13 protein-coding genes are annotated in these 19944 nt (G+C 65.1%); all 13 read left to right on the top strand.

All coding sequences use genetic code 11. The annotated features are described in order from the left end of the window. Positions 1-42: 42 nt before the first annotated feature. Positions 43-903 carry a F0F1 ATP synthase subunit gamma gene (gene atpG, locus BLQ74_RS23045; protein WP_090267122.1) on the top strand — a complete coding sequence of 287 codons (861 nt, stop codon included), beginning with the start codon at positions 43-45 and terminating at the stop codon, positions 901-903. Positions 904-933: 30 nt separating this feature from the next. Continuing rightward, positions 934-2310 (top strand): F0F1 ATP synthase subunit beta, encoded by a 1377-nt coding sequence (gene atpD / locus BLQ74_RS23040; protein ID WP_090267118.1) that lies wholly within the window; start codon positions 934-936, stop codon positions 2308-2310. Between the two features lie 104 nt (positions 2311-2414). Beyond that, complete coding sequence (locus tag BLQ74_RS23035; protein WP_090267115.1) at positions 2415-2840, top strand: F0F1 ATP synthase subunit epsilon; 426 nt, start codon at positions 2415-2417, stop codon at positions 2838-2840. Positions 2841-2946: 106 nt separating this feature from the next. After that, positions 2947-4314, top strand: a complete 1368-nt coding sequence (gene glmU / locus BLQ74_RS23030) for a bifunctional UDP-N-acetylglucosamine diphosphorylase/glucosamine-1-phosphate N-acetyltransferase GlmU (RefSeq protein ID WP_090267112.1) — start codon at positions 2947-2949, stop codon at positions 4312-4314. A gap of 169 nt (positions 4315-4483) precedes the next feature. Continuing rightward, a complete protein-coding gene (locus BLQ74_RS23025) occupies positions 4484-5071 on the top strand; it encodes a MarC family protein (RefSeq protein ID WP_090267108.1) in 588 nt (195 codons plus the stop codon). Between the two features lie 14 nt (positions 5072-5085). Beyond that, positions 5086-5898 carry an N-acetylmuramoyl-L-alanine amidase gene (locus BLQ74_RS23020; protein WP_090267104.1) on the top strand — a complete coding sequence of 271 codons (813 nt, stop codon included), beginning with the start codon at positions 5086-5088 and terminating at the stop codon, positions 5896-5898. A 560-nt stretch (positions 5899-6458) separates the two neighbouring features. Next, positions 6459-7793 carry a glutamate/aspartate:proton symporter GltP gene (gltP, locus tag BLQ74_RS23015; protein ID WP_090267100.1) on the top strand — a complete coding sequence of 445 codons (1335 nt, stop codon included), beginning with the start codon at positions 6459-6461 and terminating at the stop codon, positions 7791-7793. A gap of 128 nt (positions 7794-7921) precedes the next feature. Further along, a complete protein-coding gene (locus BLQ74_RS23010) occupies positions 7922-9151 on the top strand; it encodes a nucleoside recognition domain-containing protein (RefSeq protein ID WP_090267097.1) in 1230 nt (409 codons plus the stop codon). A 164-nt stretch (positions 9152-9315) separates the two neighbouring features. Next, complete coding sequence (locus BLQ74_RS23005) at positions 9316-11016, top strand: ShlB/FhaC/HecB family hemolysin secretion/activation protein (RefSeq protein WP_090267095.1); 1701 nt, start codon at positions 9316-9318, stop codon at positions 11014-11016. A gap of 117 nt (positions 11017-11133) precedes the next feature. After that, positions 11134-11814: a CsgG/HfaB family protein gene (locus tag BLQ74_RS23000; protein WP_425287513.1), complete on the top strand. Its 681-nt coding sequence runs from the start codon at positions 11134-11136 to the stop codon at positions 11812-11814. A gap of 27 nt (positions 11815-11841) precedes the next feature. Beyond that, positions 11842-12210 carry a DUF4810 domain-containing protein gene (locus tag BLQ74_RS22995; RefSeq protein ID WP_090267086.1) on the top strand — a complete coding sequence of 123 codons (369 nt, stop codon included), beginning with the start codon at positions 11842-11844 and terminating at the stop codon, positions 12208-12210. Continuing rightward, entirely contained in the window at positions 12207-12872 is a 666-nt protein-coding gene (locus BLQ74_RS22990; protein WP_090267083.1) for a DUF799 domain-containing protein, read from the top strand. Before BLQ74_RS22995 ends, BLQ74_RS22990 begins: the two co-directional genes overlap by 4 nt. A 137-nt stretch (positions 12873-13009) precedes the next feature. Beyond that, positions 13010-19944, top strand: a 6935-nt coding sequence (locus tag BLQ74_RS22985; protein ID WP_139199115.1) for a two-partner secretion domain-containing protein, incomplete at its 3' end; no start/stop codon positions are given.

Here is a 19944-nt window from a genome sequence, read left to right as displayed (position 1 = left end):
GGGCCTGTGAGGGCCCCCGCCTGCTAACCCGATAGGTGTGAAATGGCAGGCGCAAAAGAGATTCGCAGCAAGATTGCGAGCATCAAAAGCACGCAGAAAATCACCAATGCCATGGAAAAGGTGGCGGTGAGCAAGATGCGCAAGGCACAAATGCGCATGGCGGCCGGCCGTCCCTACGCGGAGCGCATTCGCCAGGTGATCGGCCATCTGGCCAACGCCAACCCGGAATACCGTCACCCGTTCATGATCGAGCGTGAAGTCAAGCGCGTCGGTTATATCGTGGTGAGTTCCGACCGTGGCCTGGCTGGCGGCCTGAACATCAACCTGTTCAAGGCGCTCGTCAAGGACATGAGCGGGCAACGCGATCAAGGCGCAGAAATCGACCTGTGCGTGATCGGTGCCAAGGGCGCATCCTTCTTCAAGAACTATGGCGGCAATGTGGTCGCAGCCATCAGTCACCTGGGCGAAGAGCCGTCGATCAACGATCTGATCGGCAGCGTCAAGGTCATGCTGGATGCCTACCTGGACGGGCGCATCGATCGCCTGTACGTGGTTTCCAACAAGTTCATCAACACCATGACCCAGAAGCCGACCGTGGAACAGCTGATTCCGCTGGTGGCCGAGGACAACGAAGCCCTGAAACACCACTGGGACTACCTCTACGAGCCCGATGCCAAGGCCCTGCTCGACGGCCTGCTGGTGCGCTACGTGGAATCCCAGGTGTATCAGGCGGTGGTTGAGAACAACGCCTGTGAGCAGGCGGCCCGGATGATTGCAATGAAGAACGCTACCGACAACGCCGGCGATCTGATCAGCGGACTGCAGCTGATCTACAACAAGGCGCGTCAGGCGGCGATCACCCAGGAAATCTCGGAAATCGTCGGCGGCGCTGCCGCGGTGTAAGAACAGGTTCAAAATTCAGAGGAACCAGACATGAGTAGCGGACGTATCGTTCAAATCATCGGCGCCGTGATCGACGTGGAATTCCCGCGCGATGCCGTGCCGAGCATCTACGAGGCCCTGAAGGTTCAGGGCGTCGAAACCACCCTGGAAGTCCAGCAGCAGCTGGGTGACGGCGTGGTCCGTTCCATCGCCATGGGTTCCACCGAAGGCCTCAAGCGTGGTCTGAACGTGGACAGCACTGGCGCAGCCATCTCCGTACCGGTCGGCACCAAGACCCTGGGCCGGATCATGGACGTACTGGGTAACCCGATCGACGAAGCCGGTCCCATCGGCGAAGACGAGCGCTGGGGCATCCACCGTGACGCTCCTTCCTACGCGGACCAGGCAGGCGGCAACGACCTGCTGGAAACCGGCATCAAGGTCATCGACCTGGTCTGCCCGTTCGCCAAGGGCGGTAAGGTCGGCCTGTTCGGCGGCGCCGGCGTGGGCAAGACCGTGAACATGATGGAGCTGATCCGTAACATCGCCATGGAACACAGCGGTTACTCCGTGTTCGCTGGTGTGGGCGAGCGTACCCGTGAGGGCAACGACTTCTACCACGAGATGAAGGATTCCGGCGTACTGGACAAGGTAGCCCTGGTCTACGGTCAGATGAACGAGCCGCCGGGCAACCGTCTGCGCGTCGCCCTGACCGGCCTGACCATGGCCGAGAAGTTCCGTGACGAAGGCCGTGACGTACTGTTGTTCATCGACAACATCTACCGTTACACCCTCGCCGGTACCGAAGTATCCGCACTGCTGGGCCGTATGCCTTCCGCAGTAGGTTACCAGCCGACCCTGGCCGAAGAGATGGGCGTTCTGCAAGAGCGCATCACTTCCACCAAGAAAGGCTCGATCACCTCGATCCAGGCCGTCTACGTTCCCGCGGACGACCTGACCGACCCGAGCCCGGCGACCACCTTCGCCCACCTTGACGCCACCGTCGTACTGTCCCGTGACATCGCCTCGCTGGGTATCTACCCGGCCGTCGACCCGCTGGACTCGACCTCCCGTCAGCTGGACCCGCTGGTGATTGGCCAGGACCACTACGACACCGCTCGTGGCGTGCAGTACGTTCTGCAGCGCTACAAAGAGCTGAAGGACATCATCGCGATCCTCGGCATGGACGAACTGTCCGAAGCCGACAAGCTGCTGGTGGCCCGTGCTCGTAAGATCCAGCGCTTCCTGTCCCAGCCGTTCTTCGTGGCTGAAGTATTCACCGGCTCGCCGGGCAAATACGTCTCCCTGAAGGACACCATCGCTGGCTTCAAAGGCATCCTCAACGGCGACTACGACCACCTGCCCGAGCAGGCGTTCTACATGGTCGGCGGCATCGAAGAAGCCATCGAGAAAGCGAAGAAGCTGTAATCCGTGCGCCCGGTAACGGGCGCCCAGGCCGTCGATGAGCGTCGCGAACGCCGCCTGGCCTAGCGCAGTAGCTCATCGACAGCCTAATTACGTGAGGCAAGGGTATGGCTATTACTGTCCACTGCGACATCGTCAGCGCCGAAGCGGAGATCTTCTCCGGCCTGGTCGAGATGGTCATCGCGCACGGCTCCCTGGGTGATCTGGGTATCGCTCCGGGCCACGCGCCGCTGATCACCGAGCTCAAGCCGGGTCCGATCCGTGTGGTCAAGCAAGGTGGCGACCAGGATGTGTACTACATCTCCGGTGGCTTCCTGGAAGTACAGCCGAACATGGTCAAGGTTCTCGCCGACACCGTGATCCGCGCTGGCGACCTCGACGAAGCGGCCGCTCAGACCGCTCTGAAAGAGGCTGAGAAGGCTCTGCACGGTAAAGGTGCCGAGTTCGACTACAGCTCCGCCGCAGCCCGCCTGGCCGAAGCCGCAGCGCAACTGCGCACGGTCCAGCAGGTTCGCAAGAAGTTCGGCGGCTGAGTCGTTCGCCGGAGTCCTTGGGCTTCAGCGAGCAAATGGAAAAGGGTAGCCTTGGCTACCCTTTTTCTTTTTCCACCCCATGATTCTCCAGGACGGTCCTTCTCCCATGTCCCTCGAAATCGTCATTCTCGCCGCCGGCCAGGGCACCCGCATGCGCTCGTCCCTGCCGAAAGTCCTCCACCCGGTCGCCGGCAAGCCCATGCTGGCCCATGTGATAGACACCGCGCGTGGTCTGAACCCCGAGCGGATCCATGTGGTGATCGGGCATGGCGCCGACCTGGTCCGTGAACGCCTGCAAGGGGACGACCTGAACTTCGTCGTCCAGGAGCAGCAGCTCGGTACCGGCCACGCGGTGGCCCAGGCCGCGCCCTTCCTCAGCGCCGACAGCGTGCTGATTCTCTATGGCGACGTGCCGCTGATCGAGCAGCCGACCCTGGAACGCCTGCTGCAGCAAGCCAGCGGCGAACAACTGGCGCTGCTCACCGTCGAGCTGGACGATCCCACCGGCTATGGGCGGATCATTCGCGACGCGGCCGGCGAGGTGCAGGCCATCGTCGAGCAGAAGGATGCCAGTGCCGAGCAGCGCGCCATCCGTGAAGGCAACACGGGCATCCTGGCGGTGCCGCGCGGGCGTTTGGCCGGCTGGCTGAGTCGCCTGTCCAACGCCAATGCCCAGGGCGAGTACTACCTCACCGACGTCATCGCCATGGCCGTGGGCGATGGCCTGCGCGTGGCCACGGCCCAGCCGCAGGCGGCCATGGAAGTGCAGGGCGCCAACGATCGCCTGCAACTGGCCGAGCTGGAGCGTTACTACCAGTTGCGCCTGGCTCGCCGCCTGATGGCCCAGGGCGTCACCCTGCTCGACCCCGCGCGGTTCGACGTACGCGGCGAGGTGAGCGTCGGCCGCGACGTACAGATCGATATCAACGTGATCCTCGAAGGCCATGTGGAAATCGAAGATGGCGTGCAGATCGGCCCCAACTGCGTGATCAAGAACAGCATTCTGCGCAGCGGCGCCATCATCAAGGCCAACAGCCACCTGGAAGGCGCCGATGTCGGGCCGGGCAGCGATGTCGGTCCCTTCGCGCGGCTGCGCCCGGGCAGTGTGCTGGAGCGCCAGGTACATGTGGGTAACTTCGTCGAACTGAAGAACGCCCACCTGCAGGACGGCGTCAAGGTTGGCCACCTCACCTACCTCGGCGACAGTGACGTCGGCAGCCGCACCAACATCGGCGCCGGCACCATCACCTGCAACTACGACGGTGCCAACAAGTGGCGCACGGTGATCGGCGAAGACGTCTTCATCGGCTCCAACAACTCCCTGGTCGCACCTGTGGATATCGGTGCCGGCGCCACCACTGGCGCGGGTTCCACCATCACCGCCGACGTTCCGACGCAGACCCTCGCGATCGGCCGCGGCAAGCAGCGGGTCATCGACGGCTGGAAACGCCCGGAGAAAATCAGAAAATCCTGATTGCCCTGTGGGTAATCCACATCCACGCTGACCGGCCAGTTGGAATAAGGGATATCCACAGATGGCCGGAGCATTTTCGACCTGGCGCTACACTGAACTATCCACAGAGTGGCGCAAGGATTCGGCTCGGCGCATCGGCGCCGACTCGTTGTGCCTGGAGTTATTCACAATGCTCGGCGTTGCCATCCTGATCTTTCTGATCACCGACCCTTTCGGCAACATCGCGGTGTTCCTTGCCGCCCTCAAGTCGGTTCCGGCTGAACGTCGCCTCAAGGTCGCGCTGCGCGAGCTGCTGTTCGCGCTCGGCCTGCTGCTGCTGTTCCTCACCCTTGGCGAACACATCCTCACCGGCCTCGGCCTATCCCGCGAGGCAACCGGCATTGCCGGCGGCATCATTCTCTTCGTGGTCGCCATGCGCCTGATCTTCCCCACCCCGCAGGGGGTATTGGGCGATATGCCGGACAGCGAACCACTGCTCGTGCCCCTGGCGACCCCCGCAGTGGCAGGCCCCTCGGCGCTGGCCATGCTGATCACCCTGCGCACCACCTACACTGGTCCCTTATGGGAGCTGTACCTGGCGGTGATCCTGGCCTGGGCCGCGACCGCACTGATCCTCCTGCAGGCCTCCTACCTGCAGCGCTTCCTCGGCCCCCGCGGCCTCACCGCGATCGAGCGATTGGCCGGCATGCTGCTGATCATGCTCAGCGTCAACATGCTGCTGCAGAACCTGCGCAGCGTCCTGCACATAGCAGGCTGATGCCTGGAGGCACGATGCGTTATCTGTTGCTTGCTTTCTCCGCCCTCCTGCTCGCCGGTTGCGCCGGCAAGGGCGGTCTGCAGATCGACCGCGAGCATCCCTCGCGTAACCAGGACAGCCGTGTCCAGTACGTCATCATTCACTACACCTCCGCCGACCTGGATCGCTCGCTGCAACTGCTCACGCGTGGCGAAGTGAGCGCCCACTACCTGATCGGCGCCAACCCGCCGACCATCTACCAATTGGTGGACGAGAACCGCCGCGCCTGGCATGCCGGTCAGAGTGAGTGGCAGGGCCGCACTTGGCTCAACGCCACCTCCATCGGCATCGAACTGGTCAACCCCGGTTATCAGGACACACCATCCGGTCGCGTCTGGGGAGCTTATCCACAGGCGCAGATCGATGCTCTCATCCTGCTCCTCAAGGACATCGTCAAGCGCCAGGGCATCACCCCCGAGCACATCCTTGGGCACAGCGATATCGCCCCGCAGCGCAAGGTAGATCCAGGGCCGTTGTTTCCCTGGAAGCGCCTGGCCGATGCCGGGCTGATCCCCTGGCCGCAACCCGCCGAGGTCGCGCGCCATCAAGCCGAGTTCAACGGCCAGCTCCCGCCACCGGCGTGGTTCCAGCAACAGCTGGCCCGGCATGGCTATGCGGTTGCGCTCGATGGCCAACTGGATCAGTCCACGCGTAACGTGATCGCCGCCTTCCAGATGCGCTACCGACCGCAGCGCTTCGATGGCGAGCCGGATCTGGAAACCGCCGCGCTGCTGCTTGCCGTGCCCACCTCCTTGGCCACGTCGCCGGCCCAAAGCAGCAGCATGTGATCGCTCGCCGCGCATCGCCAGATGGCTGCCGGGTTTCCGTTGCTTCTGCGCCGTTGCCGCTGCTGAGTCAGCGGCAAGCCGAGCACGGCATGGCGCTCTGATTCGCGCTTGTGGATAACAATTTCTCGCGAGCCCGATCCCTTCCAAGGCTGGCCGCGTGCACTTATCCACAGGGCGCGAGCACGGCGGGCGATGACCTCGCTCCCGCGTTCAAGGTGACCGTACATCGTTTTTAGAGTCGTCTGAGCCTTGCCTGGGCGCGTGCTCAGCGGCGTCCTGTGGGCGGGATATCCGCGGGCGTCTCCTGCCTGCGGCGCAGCGGAAAAACCCGGTATGACGGCACTTTCAGCCTTGCTTCCGAGTGAAAAAGCAAGAGCCGGTCACCCTGGAACGGGAGTTCCATCGGCTTTTTTTCATGCCGATTCAGCATGGGGTAGTCATTTCCGGCATTAGACGGCGGGGGAGGGGGTGGGAATCATGCGGCGCTTTTTTCCCCGCTCGCCGGCACCCCGGCAATGGGCGGGACTCCCGACTTCCACAAGAATCAAGGGTGAATAGACATGGGCAAAGCCAAGCTCAGCCTCGCCTGGCAGATCGTTATCGGCCTGGTATTGGGTATCGCCGCAGGCGCCTTGCTGAACCACTTCAGCGCGGAGAAGGCCTGGTGGATCAGCAATATCCTGCAACCGGCGGGTGACATCTTTATCCGTCTGATCAAGATGATCGTCGTACCGATCGTCATCTCCTCGCTGGTGGTGGGTATCGCCGGCATGGGCGATGCGAAGAAGCTCGGTCGCATCGGTCTGAAAACCATCCTCTATTTCGAGGTGATCACCACCGTCGCCATCGTCGTCGGCCTGCTGCTGGCGAACTTCTTCCAGCCCGGCGCCGGCATCGACATGAGCCATCTCGGCACTGTGGATATCTCCAAATACACGGAGACCGCCAAGGAAGTCGGGCAGCACCACGCGCTGGTCGAGACCATCCTCAACCTGATCCCGCCGAATGTCTTCGCCGCCATGGCGCGCGGCGAGATGCTGCCGATCATCTTCTTCTCGGTGATGTTCGGCCTTGGCCTGTCGTCGCTGCCGGCGCCGACCCGCGAGCCCCTGGTGAAGATGTTCCAGGGCGTCGCCGAGGCCATGTTCCGCGTCACTCACATGATCATGCTCTACGCCCCCGTCGGCGTGTTCGCGCTGATTGCGGTGACGGTCGCCAGCTTCGGTTTCGCCTCGCTGCTGCCGTTGGCCAAGCTGGTGCTGCTGGTTTACTTCGCCATCGCCTTCTTCGCCTTCATGGTGCTCGGCCTGGTGGCGCGCCTGTTCGGTTTCTCGATCACCAAGCTGATGCGCATCTTCAAGGACGAACTGGTCCTGGCCTACTCCACTGCCAGCTCGGAAACCGTGCTGCCGCGGATCATCGAGAAGATGGAGGCCTATGGCGCGCCCAAGGCGATCAGCAGCTTCGTGGTGCCCACCGGCTATTCCTTCAACCTCGACGGTTCGACCCTGTACCAGAGCATCGCGGCGATCTTCATCGCCCAGCTCTATGGCATCGACCTGTCGATCGGCCAGCAGATCATGCTGGTGCTGACCCTGATGGTCACCTCCAAGGGCATCGCCGGCGTGCCGGGTGTGTCCTTCGTGGTACTGCTGGCGACCCTCGGCAGCGTCGGAATTCCGCTGGAAGGGCTGGCCTTCATCGCCGGCGTCGACCGCATCATGGACATGGCGCGCACCGCGCTGAACGTCATCGGCAACGCCCTGGCGGTGCTGGTCATCTCCAAGTGGGAAGGCCTCTACGACAGCAAGCAGGGCGCGCTGTACTGGAGCGCCGTGGAGCAAGGTCGCGGTGAAGAGTGGCTGAGCGCCGCCAAGGCCAGCACCGCACACTGAGTTTGCAGGCCGCCCGAGGGCGGACATCTGTCCACCAGCAAGGCCCCGGCACTGACCGGGGCCTTGGCGTTTCTGGCCGCGCCGGGCGCGCGCCGTTATCATCGCCGCCATCGCAGAGGGGGATGCATATGCTCAACGGCCTGTGGCTGGGGTTTTTCCTGGTGGCGGCGCTGACCGCGTTGTCGCGCTGGCTGCTGGGCGGCGAGCCCACGGTGTTCGCCGCCATGGTGGAGAGCCTGTTCGCCATGGCCAAGCTGTCCGTCGAGGTCATGGTCCTGCTGTTCGGCACCCTGACCCTCTGGCTCGGCTTCCTCCGCATCGCCGAGAAGGCCGGCTTGGTGGAAGGCCTGGCGCGCCTGCTCGGGCCGCTGTTCCGCCGGTTGATGCCGGAGGTGCCGGAAGGTCACCCGGCCATCGGCCTGATCACCCTCAACTTCGCCGCCAACGGCCTGGGCCTGGACAACGCCGCCACGCCGATCGGCCTCAAGGCGATGAAAGCCCTGCAGGAACTCAACCCCAGTTCGACCACGGCGAGCAACGCGCAGATTCTCTTCCTGGTGCTCAACGCCTCGTCGCTGACCCTGCTGCCGGTGACCATCTTCATGTACCGCGCGCAGCAAGGCGCCGCCGACCCGACCCTGGTATTCCTGCCGATTCTCCTGGCCACCAGCGCCTCGACCCTGGTCGGCCTGCTGTCGGTGGCCTTCATGCAGCGGCTGCGCCTGTGGGACCCGGTGGTCCTCGCCTACCTGATCCCCGGCGCCATCGCTCTCGGCGCCTTCATGGCGCTGCTCGCCGGGCTCTCCGCCACGGCCCTGGCGCAACTCTCCTCGCTGCTCGGCAACCTGACCCTGTTCGGCCTGATCATGCTGTTCCTGGTCATCGGCTGGCTGCGCAAAGTACCGGTCTACGAAACCTTCGTCGAAGGCGCCAAGGAAGGCTTCGACGTCGCCAAGAACCTGCTGCCCTACCTAGTCGCCATGCTCTGCGCCGTCGGTGTGCTGCGCGCCTCCGGGGCGCTGGAAATGCTCCTCGGCGGCATTCGCTGGGTGGTCGAAGGACTGGGCTGGGACACGCGCTTCGTCGACGCCCTGCCCACCGCCCTGGTCAAGCCATTCTCCGGCAGCGCGGCGCGCGCCATGCTCCTGGAAACCATGCAGAGCCAGGGGGTCGACAGCTTCGCCGGGCGCCTGGCAGCGACCGTACAGGGCAGCACCGAAACCACCTTCTATGTGCTGGCGGTGTACTTCGGCTCGGTCGGCATCCAGCGCGCCCGGCATGCCGTGGGCTGCGCGCTGTTGGCCGATCTGGCCGGCGTGCTGGCGTCCATTGCGGTGTGCTACTGGTTCTTCGGTTGAGTGCGCTGCGACTAAAGTTGGAGTAGTTCCTCGGCTATTTCCAGGCAGTTTGTGAGAAAAGTCTTAAAACGATGTCATTTTCCCATCACCCGGCACTGATGGCACATTGATCATGTTTTAATCTGCGCCCCTTCAATTGAAGTAGCGTTCTCAGGACTGCAAGGATGTCGTCTCTTTTCCGTGGCTTGACGCCTGTTATATGCCTGTTCGCCGTATTTCCCGCTTTTTCCGCCGCCCTGCCGACGACCCCCGGCGACCGCGATTTCCAGCGCGACCGCCAGGAGCAATTGCTGCGCGAGCAGCAGAAGCGCCTGGACGAGTTGCAGCAACTGCCCGGCAAGGCCGCGCCGGAAAAGCCCGCTGAAGGGCAGGCCGACACCCGCTGCTTCCGCATTCGCAACATCGTCCTCGAAGGCGCCGAGCACCTCGCCGCGTCCAGCCGCGAACGCCTGCTGGCGCCCTACCGCGATCAATGCCTGGGCGTCGGCCAGCTCAATGAGCTGCTCAAGCGCATCACCGACGACTACCTGGGCCGCGGCTTCGTCACCACCCGCGCCTACCTGCCGCAACAGGACCTCTCCAGCGGCACCCTGAAGATCATCGTGGTCGAGGGCCGCCTCGAAGGCTTCGACGACTCCGCCGTGGCCAGCCCACGGGAACAGGCCATGACCTTTCCCGGGCAGACCGGCGACGTGCTCAACCTGCGTGAGCTGGAACAGATGGTCGACCAGCTCAATCGCTTGCCGTCGCGCCAGGCGCAACTGGAGCTGGTGCCCGGCCAGCAGGTCGGCGGCAGCCGCGTGCAGCTCAAGGGCGAGCGCAGCAAAGCCTGGCGCGTGTCCGCCTACCGCGACAACAGCGGCGACCGCAGCAGCGGCGAGCAACAGGCCGGCCTCGGCTTCGACTGGGACAGCCCGCTGGGCCTGGCCGACCAGCTCAGCTTGCGCACCGGCGCCGACGTGGTCAGCGATCACTGGAAGCATTCCGACAACCAGAGCCTGTTCTACAGCCTGCCCTACGGCTGGTGGACCTTCAGCTACGGCTACAACCAGAGCTACTACCGCACGCGCAATCAGGACAGCGGCTTCGCCTTCAAACTCGATGGCGACAGCGAGTCCCACCAACTGCGCGCGGAGCGGGTGATCCAGCGCGATGACGTGAGCAAGACCGCGCTCAATGCTGGCTTGGCGCATGTCCGCTCGCGCAACTACATCGACGACGAACTGATTGGCGTCTCCAGCAGCCGCATCAGCGAAAGCCAGTTCGGCTTCAACCATGGCCGCCGCATCGGCAACGCCTTCGTCAACCTGGACGCCGGTTGGCAGCGCGGCATCGGTGGCTTCGGCGCCCAGGGCGAGCACGACCCGCAACCCGGCGAACCGCACAGTCGCTACGACAAATACACCCTGACCCTGAGCTACCTGCAGCCCTTCCAGTTGTGGGGCGAGAACTTCAGCTTCGATGCCCTGGCCACCGGCCAGAAGAGCGAGGACGTGCTCTACAGCCCGCAGCGCATCAGCCTTGGCGGACTCAACTCGGTGCGCGGCTTCAAGGACCAGAGCCTCTCTGGCGACAGCGGTTACTACTGGCGCAATCAACTGCGCTGGCGCCGCCCGGTCACCTGGGTCGCGTTACAGCCCTGGCTGCAGGAATACGGCGTCGGCTATGGCTACGACTTCGGCGCCATCGAGCACGACCGTTACAACCCCGAAGTACATGGGCGCATGAGCGGCCACGCGCTGGAGTTCAACGCGCGCGGCCAGCACCTCGCCGCCACCCTGAGCTTCGCCCGCTCCCTGGAACGGCCCAACGCCATCGAGCGCCGCGAGCACCCGGTGTACTTCCGCGTCGACCTGTTCTTCTGATTCGGCCCCAGGTTACGGCAGGTGAATACCCATCCGTAGGTGCAGAGCAGCAGGTTGCTTTCAGTTCCACCAATGCCGCCTAGGCGGTCTGCGCAATCACTCAAGGAGTTCAATGTGATCGCTCATAAAAAAGGGATGTTGTTAGCCACGACAGCCATTGCTCTGGCCACTTTGGCCGGATGCGCTACGGAAACGTCCAGGGCATTGTCGGTGCCGCAAGTCGAAAGCGTCGCACGGCCCTATAGCGGAACTCGGACGCCGATTGCCGTAGGTAAGTTCGATAACCGTTCCAGCTACATGCGCGGGATTTTCTCCGACGGCGTCGACCGCCTCGGCGGTCAGGCCAAGACGATTCTCATCACCCATCTGCAGCAAACCAATCGCTTCAATGTGCTGGACCGCGACAACCTCAAGGAGATCCAGCAGGAAGCCTCGATCAAGAGTCAGGCTCAGCACCTCAAGGGGGCAGATTTTGTCGTTACCGGCGACGTAACCGAGTTCGGTCGCAAGGAAGTTGGGGACCGTCAGCTATTCGGCATTCTCGGGCGCGGAAAGTCTCAGGTGGCCTACGCCAAGGTCGCGTTGAACATCGTCAATATCACGACCTCCGAGGTTGTCTACTCAACCCAGGGAGCTGGTGAGTTCGCTTTGTCGAACCGCGAAATCATTGGTTTCGGTGGCACTGCGAGCTACGACTCGACCCTGAACGGCAAAGTACTAGATCTGGCTATGCGCGAGGCTGTGAATAAGTTGGTGGATGCCATCGACAACGGGGCTTGGACGCCGCGGATTCAGTGATACCGAAACGATAAGGAGTAGTAAGCCATGAAAAGGAAAACGGTATTTGGGCGTATCTCGTCGTGTGGAATTCTGCTGAGTCTCGCCCTGGCAGGATGCTCGGGGCAGCAGACGATATATCAGTGGGAAGGCTATCAGCCGCAGGTTTATCAGTACTTCAAGGGTGAATCCAAGGAGGCACAAATCGAGGCCCTTGAAGCCGACTTGCAGAAGATCAAGGCCAAGAACGGCGTGGTTCCGCCCGGTTACCACGCACAACTGGGGTTGCTCTACTCCAATCTCGGCAAGGACGACCAGATGTTCCAGGAGTTCCAGACTGAAAAGGCTCTGTTTCCCGAGTCGGCCGCGTACATGGATTTTCTCCTGCGTAACGCCAAGGAAGGAGACAAGAAATGATGCGTAGCCTATTGAAACTGTTCGCCGGCCTCCTGGTAGCTAGCTTTGTCGTCGGTTGTGCGCCAACCAAGACCGTTGATTATTCGGCTTTCAAGCAGGCACATCCGCGCTCCATCCTGGTACTGCCGCCACTCAACGAATCGCCCGATGTGAAGGCGAGCTACAGCATGCTGTCGCAGGTCACCATGCCACTGGCAGAGGCCGGTTATTACGTGTTGCCGGTGGCGCTGGTCGACGAAACCTTCCGACAGAATGGCTTGACCACGCCCGGCGATATCCATCAGGTGTCGACTGCCAAGTTGAAGGAAATCTTCGGTGCCGACGCAGCCCTGTACATCACCGTCAAGGACTATGGCACTCGCTACATGGTGATCAGCAGCGAAACCATCGTCACAGTGAACGCCAAGCTGGTAGACCTGAAATCTGGGACCACTCTGTGGACTGGATCGGCTAGCGCTTCCAGTGAAGAAGGCAAAAACAACAATAACGGCGCTGGTCTCGTAGGGCTGCTCATCTCTGCCGCAGTGAAACAGATCGTCAGCAGTGCGGTGGATGACGCGGGTTATCCCATCGCTGGTGTGGCCGGAAGTCGATTGCTTTCGGCGGGCAAACCTGCAGGCCTGCTGTACGGGCCGCGTTCGCCGAAATACGGCACCGACTGACCCTTGCCCCGAAGCACCGCACGCCTGGTGGCATGAGGCGAAGTTGCGGTGCTTTGGCCAGCCTTCGCTGGCATCGGGGCATTCCTACTTTCGAATCGAACATTTGCTGCGATCCGAACTCTTGGGAGTTTCTTGATATGGATATCCGCCGCCCGCTGTTCCAAGCCATCGCCAGCGCCCTGGCCGGCATTCTGTTCCTCAACCCGATCGTCGCCACGGCGGCGCAATTGGCGGTGGATGCTGCGGCTGGCGGCAATACCCAGATCGGCGCGGCGGGCAATGGCGTGCCCATCGTCAATATCGCCACGCCCAATGGGGCTGGGCTTTCACACAATAAATTTTCGGACTTCAACGTCGGCCCGCAGGGCCTGATCCTCAACAATGCCACCGGCAAGACCCAGGCCACGCAGCTGGGCGGGATCGTCGTCGGCAACCCCAACCTCAAGGGCCAGGCCGCGCAGAAGATCCTCAACGAAGTCACCGGCGGCAGCCCTTCGCACCTGCAGGGCTACACCGAGGTGGCCGGGCAGGGCGCGCATGTCATCGTCGCCAATCCGAACGGGATTACCTGTTCCGGCTGCGGCTTCATCAATACCCCGCGCGCGACCCTGGCCACCGGCAAGCCGATCCTCAATGGCGAGCGCTTGCAGGGCTACGACGTCGATGGCGGCGCGATCAGCATCGATGGCGCCGGGCTGAACGCCAGCAACATCGACCGCTTCGAGCTGATCACCCGCAGCGCCAAGCTGAATGCCGACCTCTATGCCCGGCAACTGACGGTGGTCGCCGGGCGCAACCAGGTGGATGCCGAAACCCTGGCCGCCACGCCCAAGCCGGACAACGGTAGCGCCAAGCCGCAACTGGCGATCGACAGTGCGGCGTTGGGCGGCATGTACGCCAACACCATCCGCCTGGTCGGCACCGAGGCCGGCGTCGGCGTGCGCCTGGCGGGGAACATGGCGGCCAGCGCCGGCGACATCCGCATCGACGCCAACGGCAAGCTGGAACTGGCGCAAACGGCTGCCAGCGGCAACCTGGCGCTCAAGGGGCAGGACGTGGCACTGAACGGCCCGGTCTATGCCGGCGGCAGTGCCAACATCCAGGCCGGCGGCACGCTGAGCAACGCGCAAAGCCTGGCCGCGTCCTCGACCATCGCCCTGCAGGCGAACCAGCTCAACAACAGCGGGGTGATCGAGGCCGGGGTCAACCCGGACAACAGCCGCAACGGCCAGGGCGACGTGACCCTCACTGCCCAGGGCGTGCGTAACACTGGCACCGTGCTCGCCAGCCGCACCCTGCAGGCGAACGTCGGCGGCACCCTCGACAACCAGGGCGGCACCCTCAAGGGCAGCAGCACCGCGCTCAGCACGGGCAGCCTGGACAACCGCCAGGGCCGCCTGCTGGCCGGCGGTCAGCTGAGCCTGAACGCCGCGCGCCTGGACAACCGCAACGGCAAGGCTGTGGCGACCGCGCTGCAAGTCACGGGCGGCACGCTGGACAACCGCCTCGGCCTGTTCTCTGCCGACCAGGCGCTGAGCCTCGACCTCGCGAGCATCGACAACAGCGGCCAGGGCACCCTGATCAGCAATGGCACCCTGCAGGCCAAGGTCAGCCAGCGGCTGGACAACCATGCCAATGGCCTACTCTCGGCCAAGGGCGCGCTCGGCGTTCAGGCTGGCGCGCTGGACAACCGCGGCGGCGCTTTGCTCAGCGATGCCGGCCTGAGCCTCTCCGGCGGCAGCCTGAACAACAGCGCCCAGGGCGTGGTCAGCGGCAAGGGCGCGGTGCAGGTGGACCTCGACCAGCTCGACAACAGCCAGGGCGGCACCCTCAACAGCGACGCCGGCCTGCAACTGCACGCCAACCAGGTGAACAACGCCAGCCAAGGCTCGATCGCCGCCAAGGGCAACCTGCAAGCCGATATCGGCAACCTGCAACAGCAGGGCGGGGAACTGCTCAGCCAGGGCGCGCTGGACCTGACCGTCGGCCAACTCGACAACGGCAACGGCGGTCTGCTCGCGGCCAACCAGGGCGTGACCCTGCACGGCGGCGACCTGCTCAACCAGGGCGGCGAGATATCCAGCAAGGCTGGCGTCGCCGTGCGCGCGGACAGCCTCGACAACAGCGGCGGCAAGCTTATCGGCGATGCCGGGCTGACGCTCGACGTGCAGCGGCTGGTCAATCGCCAGGGCAACCTGTCCGGCCGCGCCGGCCTGAGCCTGCAAGGCGGCAGCCTGGACAACAGCCAGGGCGGCCTGCTCAGCAGCCAGGGCGACATTCGCCTGCAACTGAGCGGCGCGCTGGACAACCACGGCCAGGGCGCCGTGCTTAGTGAGCGGTCGCTGACCCTGAACGCCGCCAGCCTGAATAACGGGGGCGGCGTGCTCTCCACCGCCGGCCCGCTATTCGCCCGCCTCGCCGGGGCGCTGAACAACCAGGGCGGCAAGCTGCTCAGCGATGCCGGCATCGACCTGGCCAGCGGCGACCTCGACAACAGCCACGGCGGCACCCTCAGTGCCGCAGGCGACATCCAGCTGCAGACCGCGCGGCTCGACAACAGCCAGGCCGGTCGTATCGTCACCGATGCCGGCATCCACCTGGCCAGCGCCCAGCTGGATAACAGCCAGGGCGGTAGCCTCTCCGCGCGCGGCGCCATCGACGGCCGCGTCAGCGGGCTCGACCAGCACGGCGGCGGGCAACTGGTCAGCCAGACCGGCATCGACCTCGACCTGCAGGGCGGCGCTCTGAACAACGCCAGTGCCGGCCTCATCACCACCCCCGGCGCGCTGCTGTTGCGCAACGCCGGGAGCATCGACAACCGCGGCGGCGAAATCTCCAGTGACCGCGCCTTCACCCTGGCCACCGGCAACCTGCTCAACCAGGGCGGCAAGATCCTCTCCGCCGACCGCCTGCAGGTGCAAGGCGCGGCGGTGAACAACAGCCAGGGCGGCGTGCTTTCCGGCAGCCAGGGGCTGAGCGTCAACGCCGCCAGCCTGGATAACAGCCAGGGCGGCACCCTCGCCAGCCGTGGCGACCTGCTCGTGCGCAGCCAGGGCGCGCTGGACAACAGTGGCAATGGCGCACTGGTCGCCGGCGGCCAGCTCGACGTCGGCAGCGCCAGCCTGAACAACCAGGGCGGCCTGCTGTCCGCCAGCGGCAACCTGCTGCTGGCCACCGGCAACGCCGACAACCGCAACGGCAAGGTCATCGCCCAGGGCCGCCTCGACGCGACCACCGCCAACCTCGACAACCGCGACGGCGTGCTCAGCGGCCAGCAGGGCCTCACGCTGCACGCCGGTGATCTGCGCAACGGCAGCAACGCCGTCGGCCAACCCGGCGGTCTGATCACCAGCCAGGGCGCGCTCGACTTGCACGCCGGGCAGTTCGAAGCCATCGGTGGCGGCGAAGTCTCGGCCAAGGGCGACCTGCAACTGGCGGTCGCCAAACTGATCCAGCAGCAGGCGCAGCTGATCGGCGAAGGCAAGGTCCGTATCGACCTGGGCAGCGCCGGCCAACCCGGCGACTTCGACAACCGCGGCGGCCTGCTCAGCGCGGGCGGTGCGCTGCAGGTCAACGGCCTCGGCAACCTCGACAACCGCGGCGGGGAAATCTCCAGTGCCCAGGGCTTCGCCCTGAATGCCAGCGGCACCCTCGACAACGGCGACCAGGGCCGCCTCATCAGCGCCGGGCAACTGACCCTGGGCGCCGCCGCGCTGCGCAACGCCAACCAGGGCCTGCTCTCCGGCTGGCAAGGCCTGAGCGTCCACGCCGCGAGCCTGGACAACAGCGCCGGCGGCACCCTCTCCAGCCGCAACGGCAGCCTCGACCTGAGCCTCGGCGGCGCGCTGGACAACCACGACCAGGGCGCGCTGGTCAGCCAGGGCAAAGTGACCCTCGCCGCCGCCAGCCTGAACAACGCCAACGGCATCCTCTCCACCCAGGGCGACCTCGGCCTGACCCTGGCCGGCGACCTCGACAACCGCAATGGCGGCCTGCTCAGCGCCCAGGGTGCGCTGACCGGCAGCGGCGCCGCGCTGGACAACCGTGGCGGGCAGATCAGCGCCAACGGCGTGCAGTTCGACGCCACCCTCCTCGACAACAGCGGTGGCAGCCTCTCCAGCCGGGGCGGCCTGCGCCTGGGACTGCTCGGCGCGCTGCTCAACGTCGGCGCCAATTCCAAGCTGGCCAGCGCCGGTCCGCTGAACCTCAGCGCCGGCAGCGTCGACAACCGCGGCGGCCAACTGGTCAGCCAGGGCTTGCTCAGCGTCCTCGCCGGGCGCTTCGACAACGGCGCCGGCGGCACCGTCGCCAGCCAGGACGGCCTCGGCCTCACCCTCAGCGGCGCGCTGCTCAACGGCCAGGACGGCCTCATCTACAGCAAGGCCGGCACGCTCGACATCGGCGCCGCCAGCCTCGACAACACCGCTGGCACCCTGCAGGGCCAACTCGACACCACCCTGCGCATCCAGGACGCCGCCGCCAACCAGGGCGGGCGCATCACCAGCCAGGCTGGCAACCTCGACCTGCAGGCGGCCAGCCTCGACAACGGCAGCGGCGGCATCCTCAGCAGCGCCGCCGGTTGGCTGAAACTGGTCAGCGGCTGGTTCGGCAACAACGCCGGCATCACCCAGGCGCAAGCGCTGGACGTGCAAGCCACGGGCGGCATCGACAACCGCAACGGCCACCTCTCGGCGGTCAGCGGCGACAACCAGATCGTCACCTCCACGCTGGACAACGGCAACGGCGGCCTCTATGCCGGCGGCCTGCTTTCCCTGCGCGGCAACCAACTGCTCAACCAGAGCGGCAAGGTCGGTGCCGGCAGCCTCGACTTCGGCCTGGCCGGCGCCCTGAACAACCAGTCCGGCCTGATCGAGGCCAGCAACACCCTGACCCTCGGCGCGGCCAGCATCGACAACGTGGCCGGCGCCATCCGCGCCCTCGGCCAGGCGCCCGCGAGCCTCGCCCGCAGCGCCAGCCCGAGCCTGATGCAGATCACCACCAGCGGCCTGCTGAACAACAACCTCGGCCGGATCGAAGGCGCCACCTCGGACTTCAGCCTGCAAAGCGGCTCGCTGCAGAACGGCGGCGGCAGCGTCCTGCATGTCGGCAGCGGCACCTTCGGCCTCGACCTGGCCCAAGCCGGCCTTGCCGGCGGCAGCTTCACCTCCAACGGCAGCCTCAGCTACCAGGCGGCCAGTTGGACCAACAACGCAGTGATCCAGGCGCGCGATCTGACCCTGGACATCAGCCAACTGAGCCAGGGCAGCGGCGGCCAACTGCTCGCGGCGCAGACCTTCAGCGGCAGCGGCGGCGACTGGAGCAACGACGGCCTGATCGCCAGCGACGGCCGCCTCGATCTCCACCTCACTGGCCGCTACAGCGGCACCGGCCGCCTGAGCAGCCTCGGCAACCTCAGCCTGGGGGCCGGCTACATCGGCCTGGGCGCCAACGCCAGCCTTGCCGGCGGCGGCACCACCAGCGTCAGCAGCAGCGGCAGCCTCGACAACAGCGGCCGCCTGACCTCGGCGGCAGACCTCAAGCTCAGCGCCGCCAGCCTGAACAACGACGGCACCCTCGGCAGCGCCGGCGCCCTGCGCATCGAAGCCGCCAACCTGCTCAACCAGAACGGTCTGATCTTCAGCGGCGGCGACATGGCGCTGCGCGTGGGCAGCTTCGTCAACCGTTATGCGGATGTGTACAGCCTGGGCGCCCTGGACCTCGCCGCCGACGACCAAGGAAACTGGGCGAGCAGCGTGCTCAACAGCTCCGGCAGCCTCGAAAGCGTGGGTGATTTCAGCCTGCGCGCGGCCAGTATCAGCAACACCCGTGAGGGGCTGAGCGTCAACGACCTGGGGGTCTACACCGCGCGTATCACCGAACTGGCGTGCGATCACCGCTATGTCGGCGATTGCGAAGGCAGCAATCGCAACGGCATTTTCGAAGTGGTGCAGCGGGAGAAGCTGACGGTGAGCGGCGGTGCCGCCGCGCAGATGACCAGCGGCGGCAATATGCGCCTGCTGGGTGGCCAACTGACCAACCAGAGCAGCGCCATCGCCGCTGGCGGGGCGCTGTCGATCAGCGTCGACAGCCTGAGCAACCAAGGCGTGGTGCCGGGGGAAACCCAGAGCACCCGGGTCTACGTGACCGCCCGGCATACCCTGGGCGTGCACCAGGACGCGGCGAACGACTTCACCCGGCAGTACTGGTTCGAAAGCAGCGACTACGACCCGAACAACCTGAGCGGGTTGCAGCCGACGCTGTCGCACTACCTCTCCACCACCGAGAGCGAAATTAGCAGCCTGGCTAAAAGCGAAACGCTGTCAGCGGGTGACCAGAGCTATGCCGCCGTCATCCAGGCCGCAGGCAACGCCGACATCCGCGTGGGTGGCAACCTCGACAATACGGTCGTGCGCCCCGGTTACACCTACATCAATCCCGGAAGGAACACCAATACCGCCGTTGGCGCCAGCCCGGTCAGCACCGTGGTGCCGATCAACGCGCAACTGCCGCCGAGCCTCGCCCAACAGCAGATCAACCCCATCACCCTGCCGGGCTTCAGCCTGCCCACGGGCAGCAACGGCCTGTTCCGCCTCAGCGGCCAGTCCGGCAGCGGTGGCAGCGCCAGCAGCGTGCAAGGCCCCCAAACGCTGAGCTTCGCCGGCCAGAGCATCGGAGCGGCCCAGCGCCAACAGGCCCTCGACGTCGGCAACCGGCAGACGGATGGGGTCTCCGCGCCCGTCGCATCGGCCGCCGTCAGCGGCCCGTCCAGCGGCGCCCTGAACGTCGCTCGCGTGCAGGGCCTGCCCAGCAGCGCCGTGCCGGACAACAGCCACAAATACCTGATCGAGACCAACCCGGCGCTGACCAGCCTGAAAAGCTTCCTCAGCTCCGACTACCTGCTCGGCCAACTCGGCTACGACCCGGATCGGGCACAGAAGCGCCTCGGCGACGGCCTCTATGAACAGCGCCTGCTCCAGCAGGCCGTGGTGGCGCGCACCGGGCAGCGCTTCATCGACGGCATGGCCAGCGACGAAGCGCTGTTCAAGTACCTGATGGACAACGCCATCGCCTA

The sequence above is a fragment of the Pseudomonas panipatensis genome (genome assembly GCF_900099785.1).
GTDB lineage: Bacteria > Pseudomonadota > Gammaproteobacteria > Pseudomonadales > Pseudomonadaceae > Pseudomonas > Pseudomonas panipatensis.
Note: the sequence above shows the minus strand (reverse complement) of the source record. Positions and strands in the feature narration are given on the sequence as shown.

Bases quoted from the DNA above. Each gene is read 5' to 3' on its own strand.
- atpG (WP_090267122.1), top strand. From the start codon at position 43: ATGGCAGGCGCAAAAGAGATTCGCAGCAAGATTGCGAGCATCAAAAGC.
- atpD (WP_090267118.1), top strand. From the start codon at position 934: ATGAGTAGCGGACGTATCGTTCAAATCATCGGCGCCGTGATCGACGTG.
- BLQ74_RS23035 (WP_090267115.1), top strand. From the start codon at position 2,415: ATGGCTATTACTGTCCACTGCGACATCGTCAGCGCCGAAGCGGAGATC.
- glmU (WP_090267112.1), top strand. From the start codon at position 2,947: ATGTCCCTCGAAATCGTCATTCTCGCCGCCGGCCAGGGCACCCGCATG.
- BLQ74_RS23025 (WP_090267108.1), top strand. From the start codon at position 4,484: ATGCTCGGCGTTGCCATCCTGATCTTTCTGATCACCGACCCTTTCGGC.
- BLQ74_RS23020 (WP_090267104.1), top strand. From the start codon at position 5,086: ATGCGTTATCTGTTGCTTGCTTTCTCCGCCCTCCTGCTCGCCGGTTGC.
- gltP (WP_090267100.1), top strand. From the start codon at position 6,459: ATGGGCAAAGCCAAGCTCAGCCTCGCCTGGCAGATCGTTATCGGCCTG.
- BLQ74_RS23010 (WP_090267097.1), top strand. From the start codon at position 7,922: ATGCTCAACGGCCTGTGGCTGGGGTTTTTCCTGGTGGCGGCGCTGACC.
- BLQ74_RS23005 (WP_090267095.1), top strand. From the start codon at position 9,316: ATGTCGTCTCTTTTCCGTGGCTTGACGCCTGTTATATGCCTGTTCGCC.
- BLQ74_RS22995 (WP_090267086.1), top strand. From the start codon at position 11,842: ATGAAAAGGAAAACGGTATTTGGGCGTATCTCGTCGTGTGGAATTCTG.
- BLQ74_RS22990 (WP_090267083.1), top strand. From the start codon at position 12,207: ATGATGCGTAGCCTATTGAAACTGTTCGCCGGCCTCCTGGTAGCTAGC.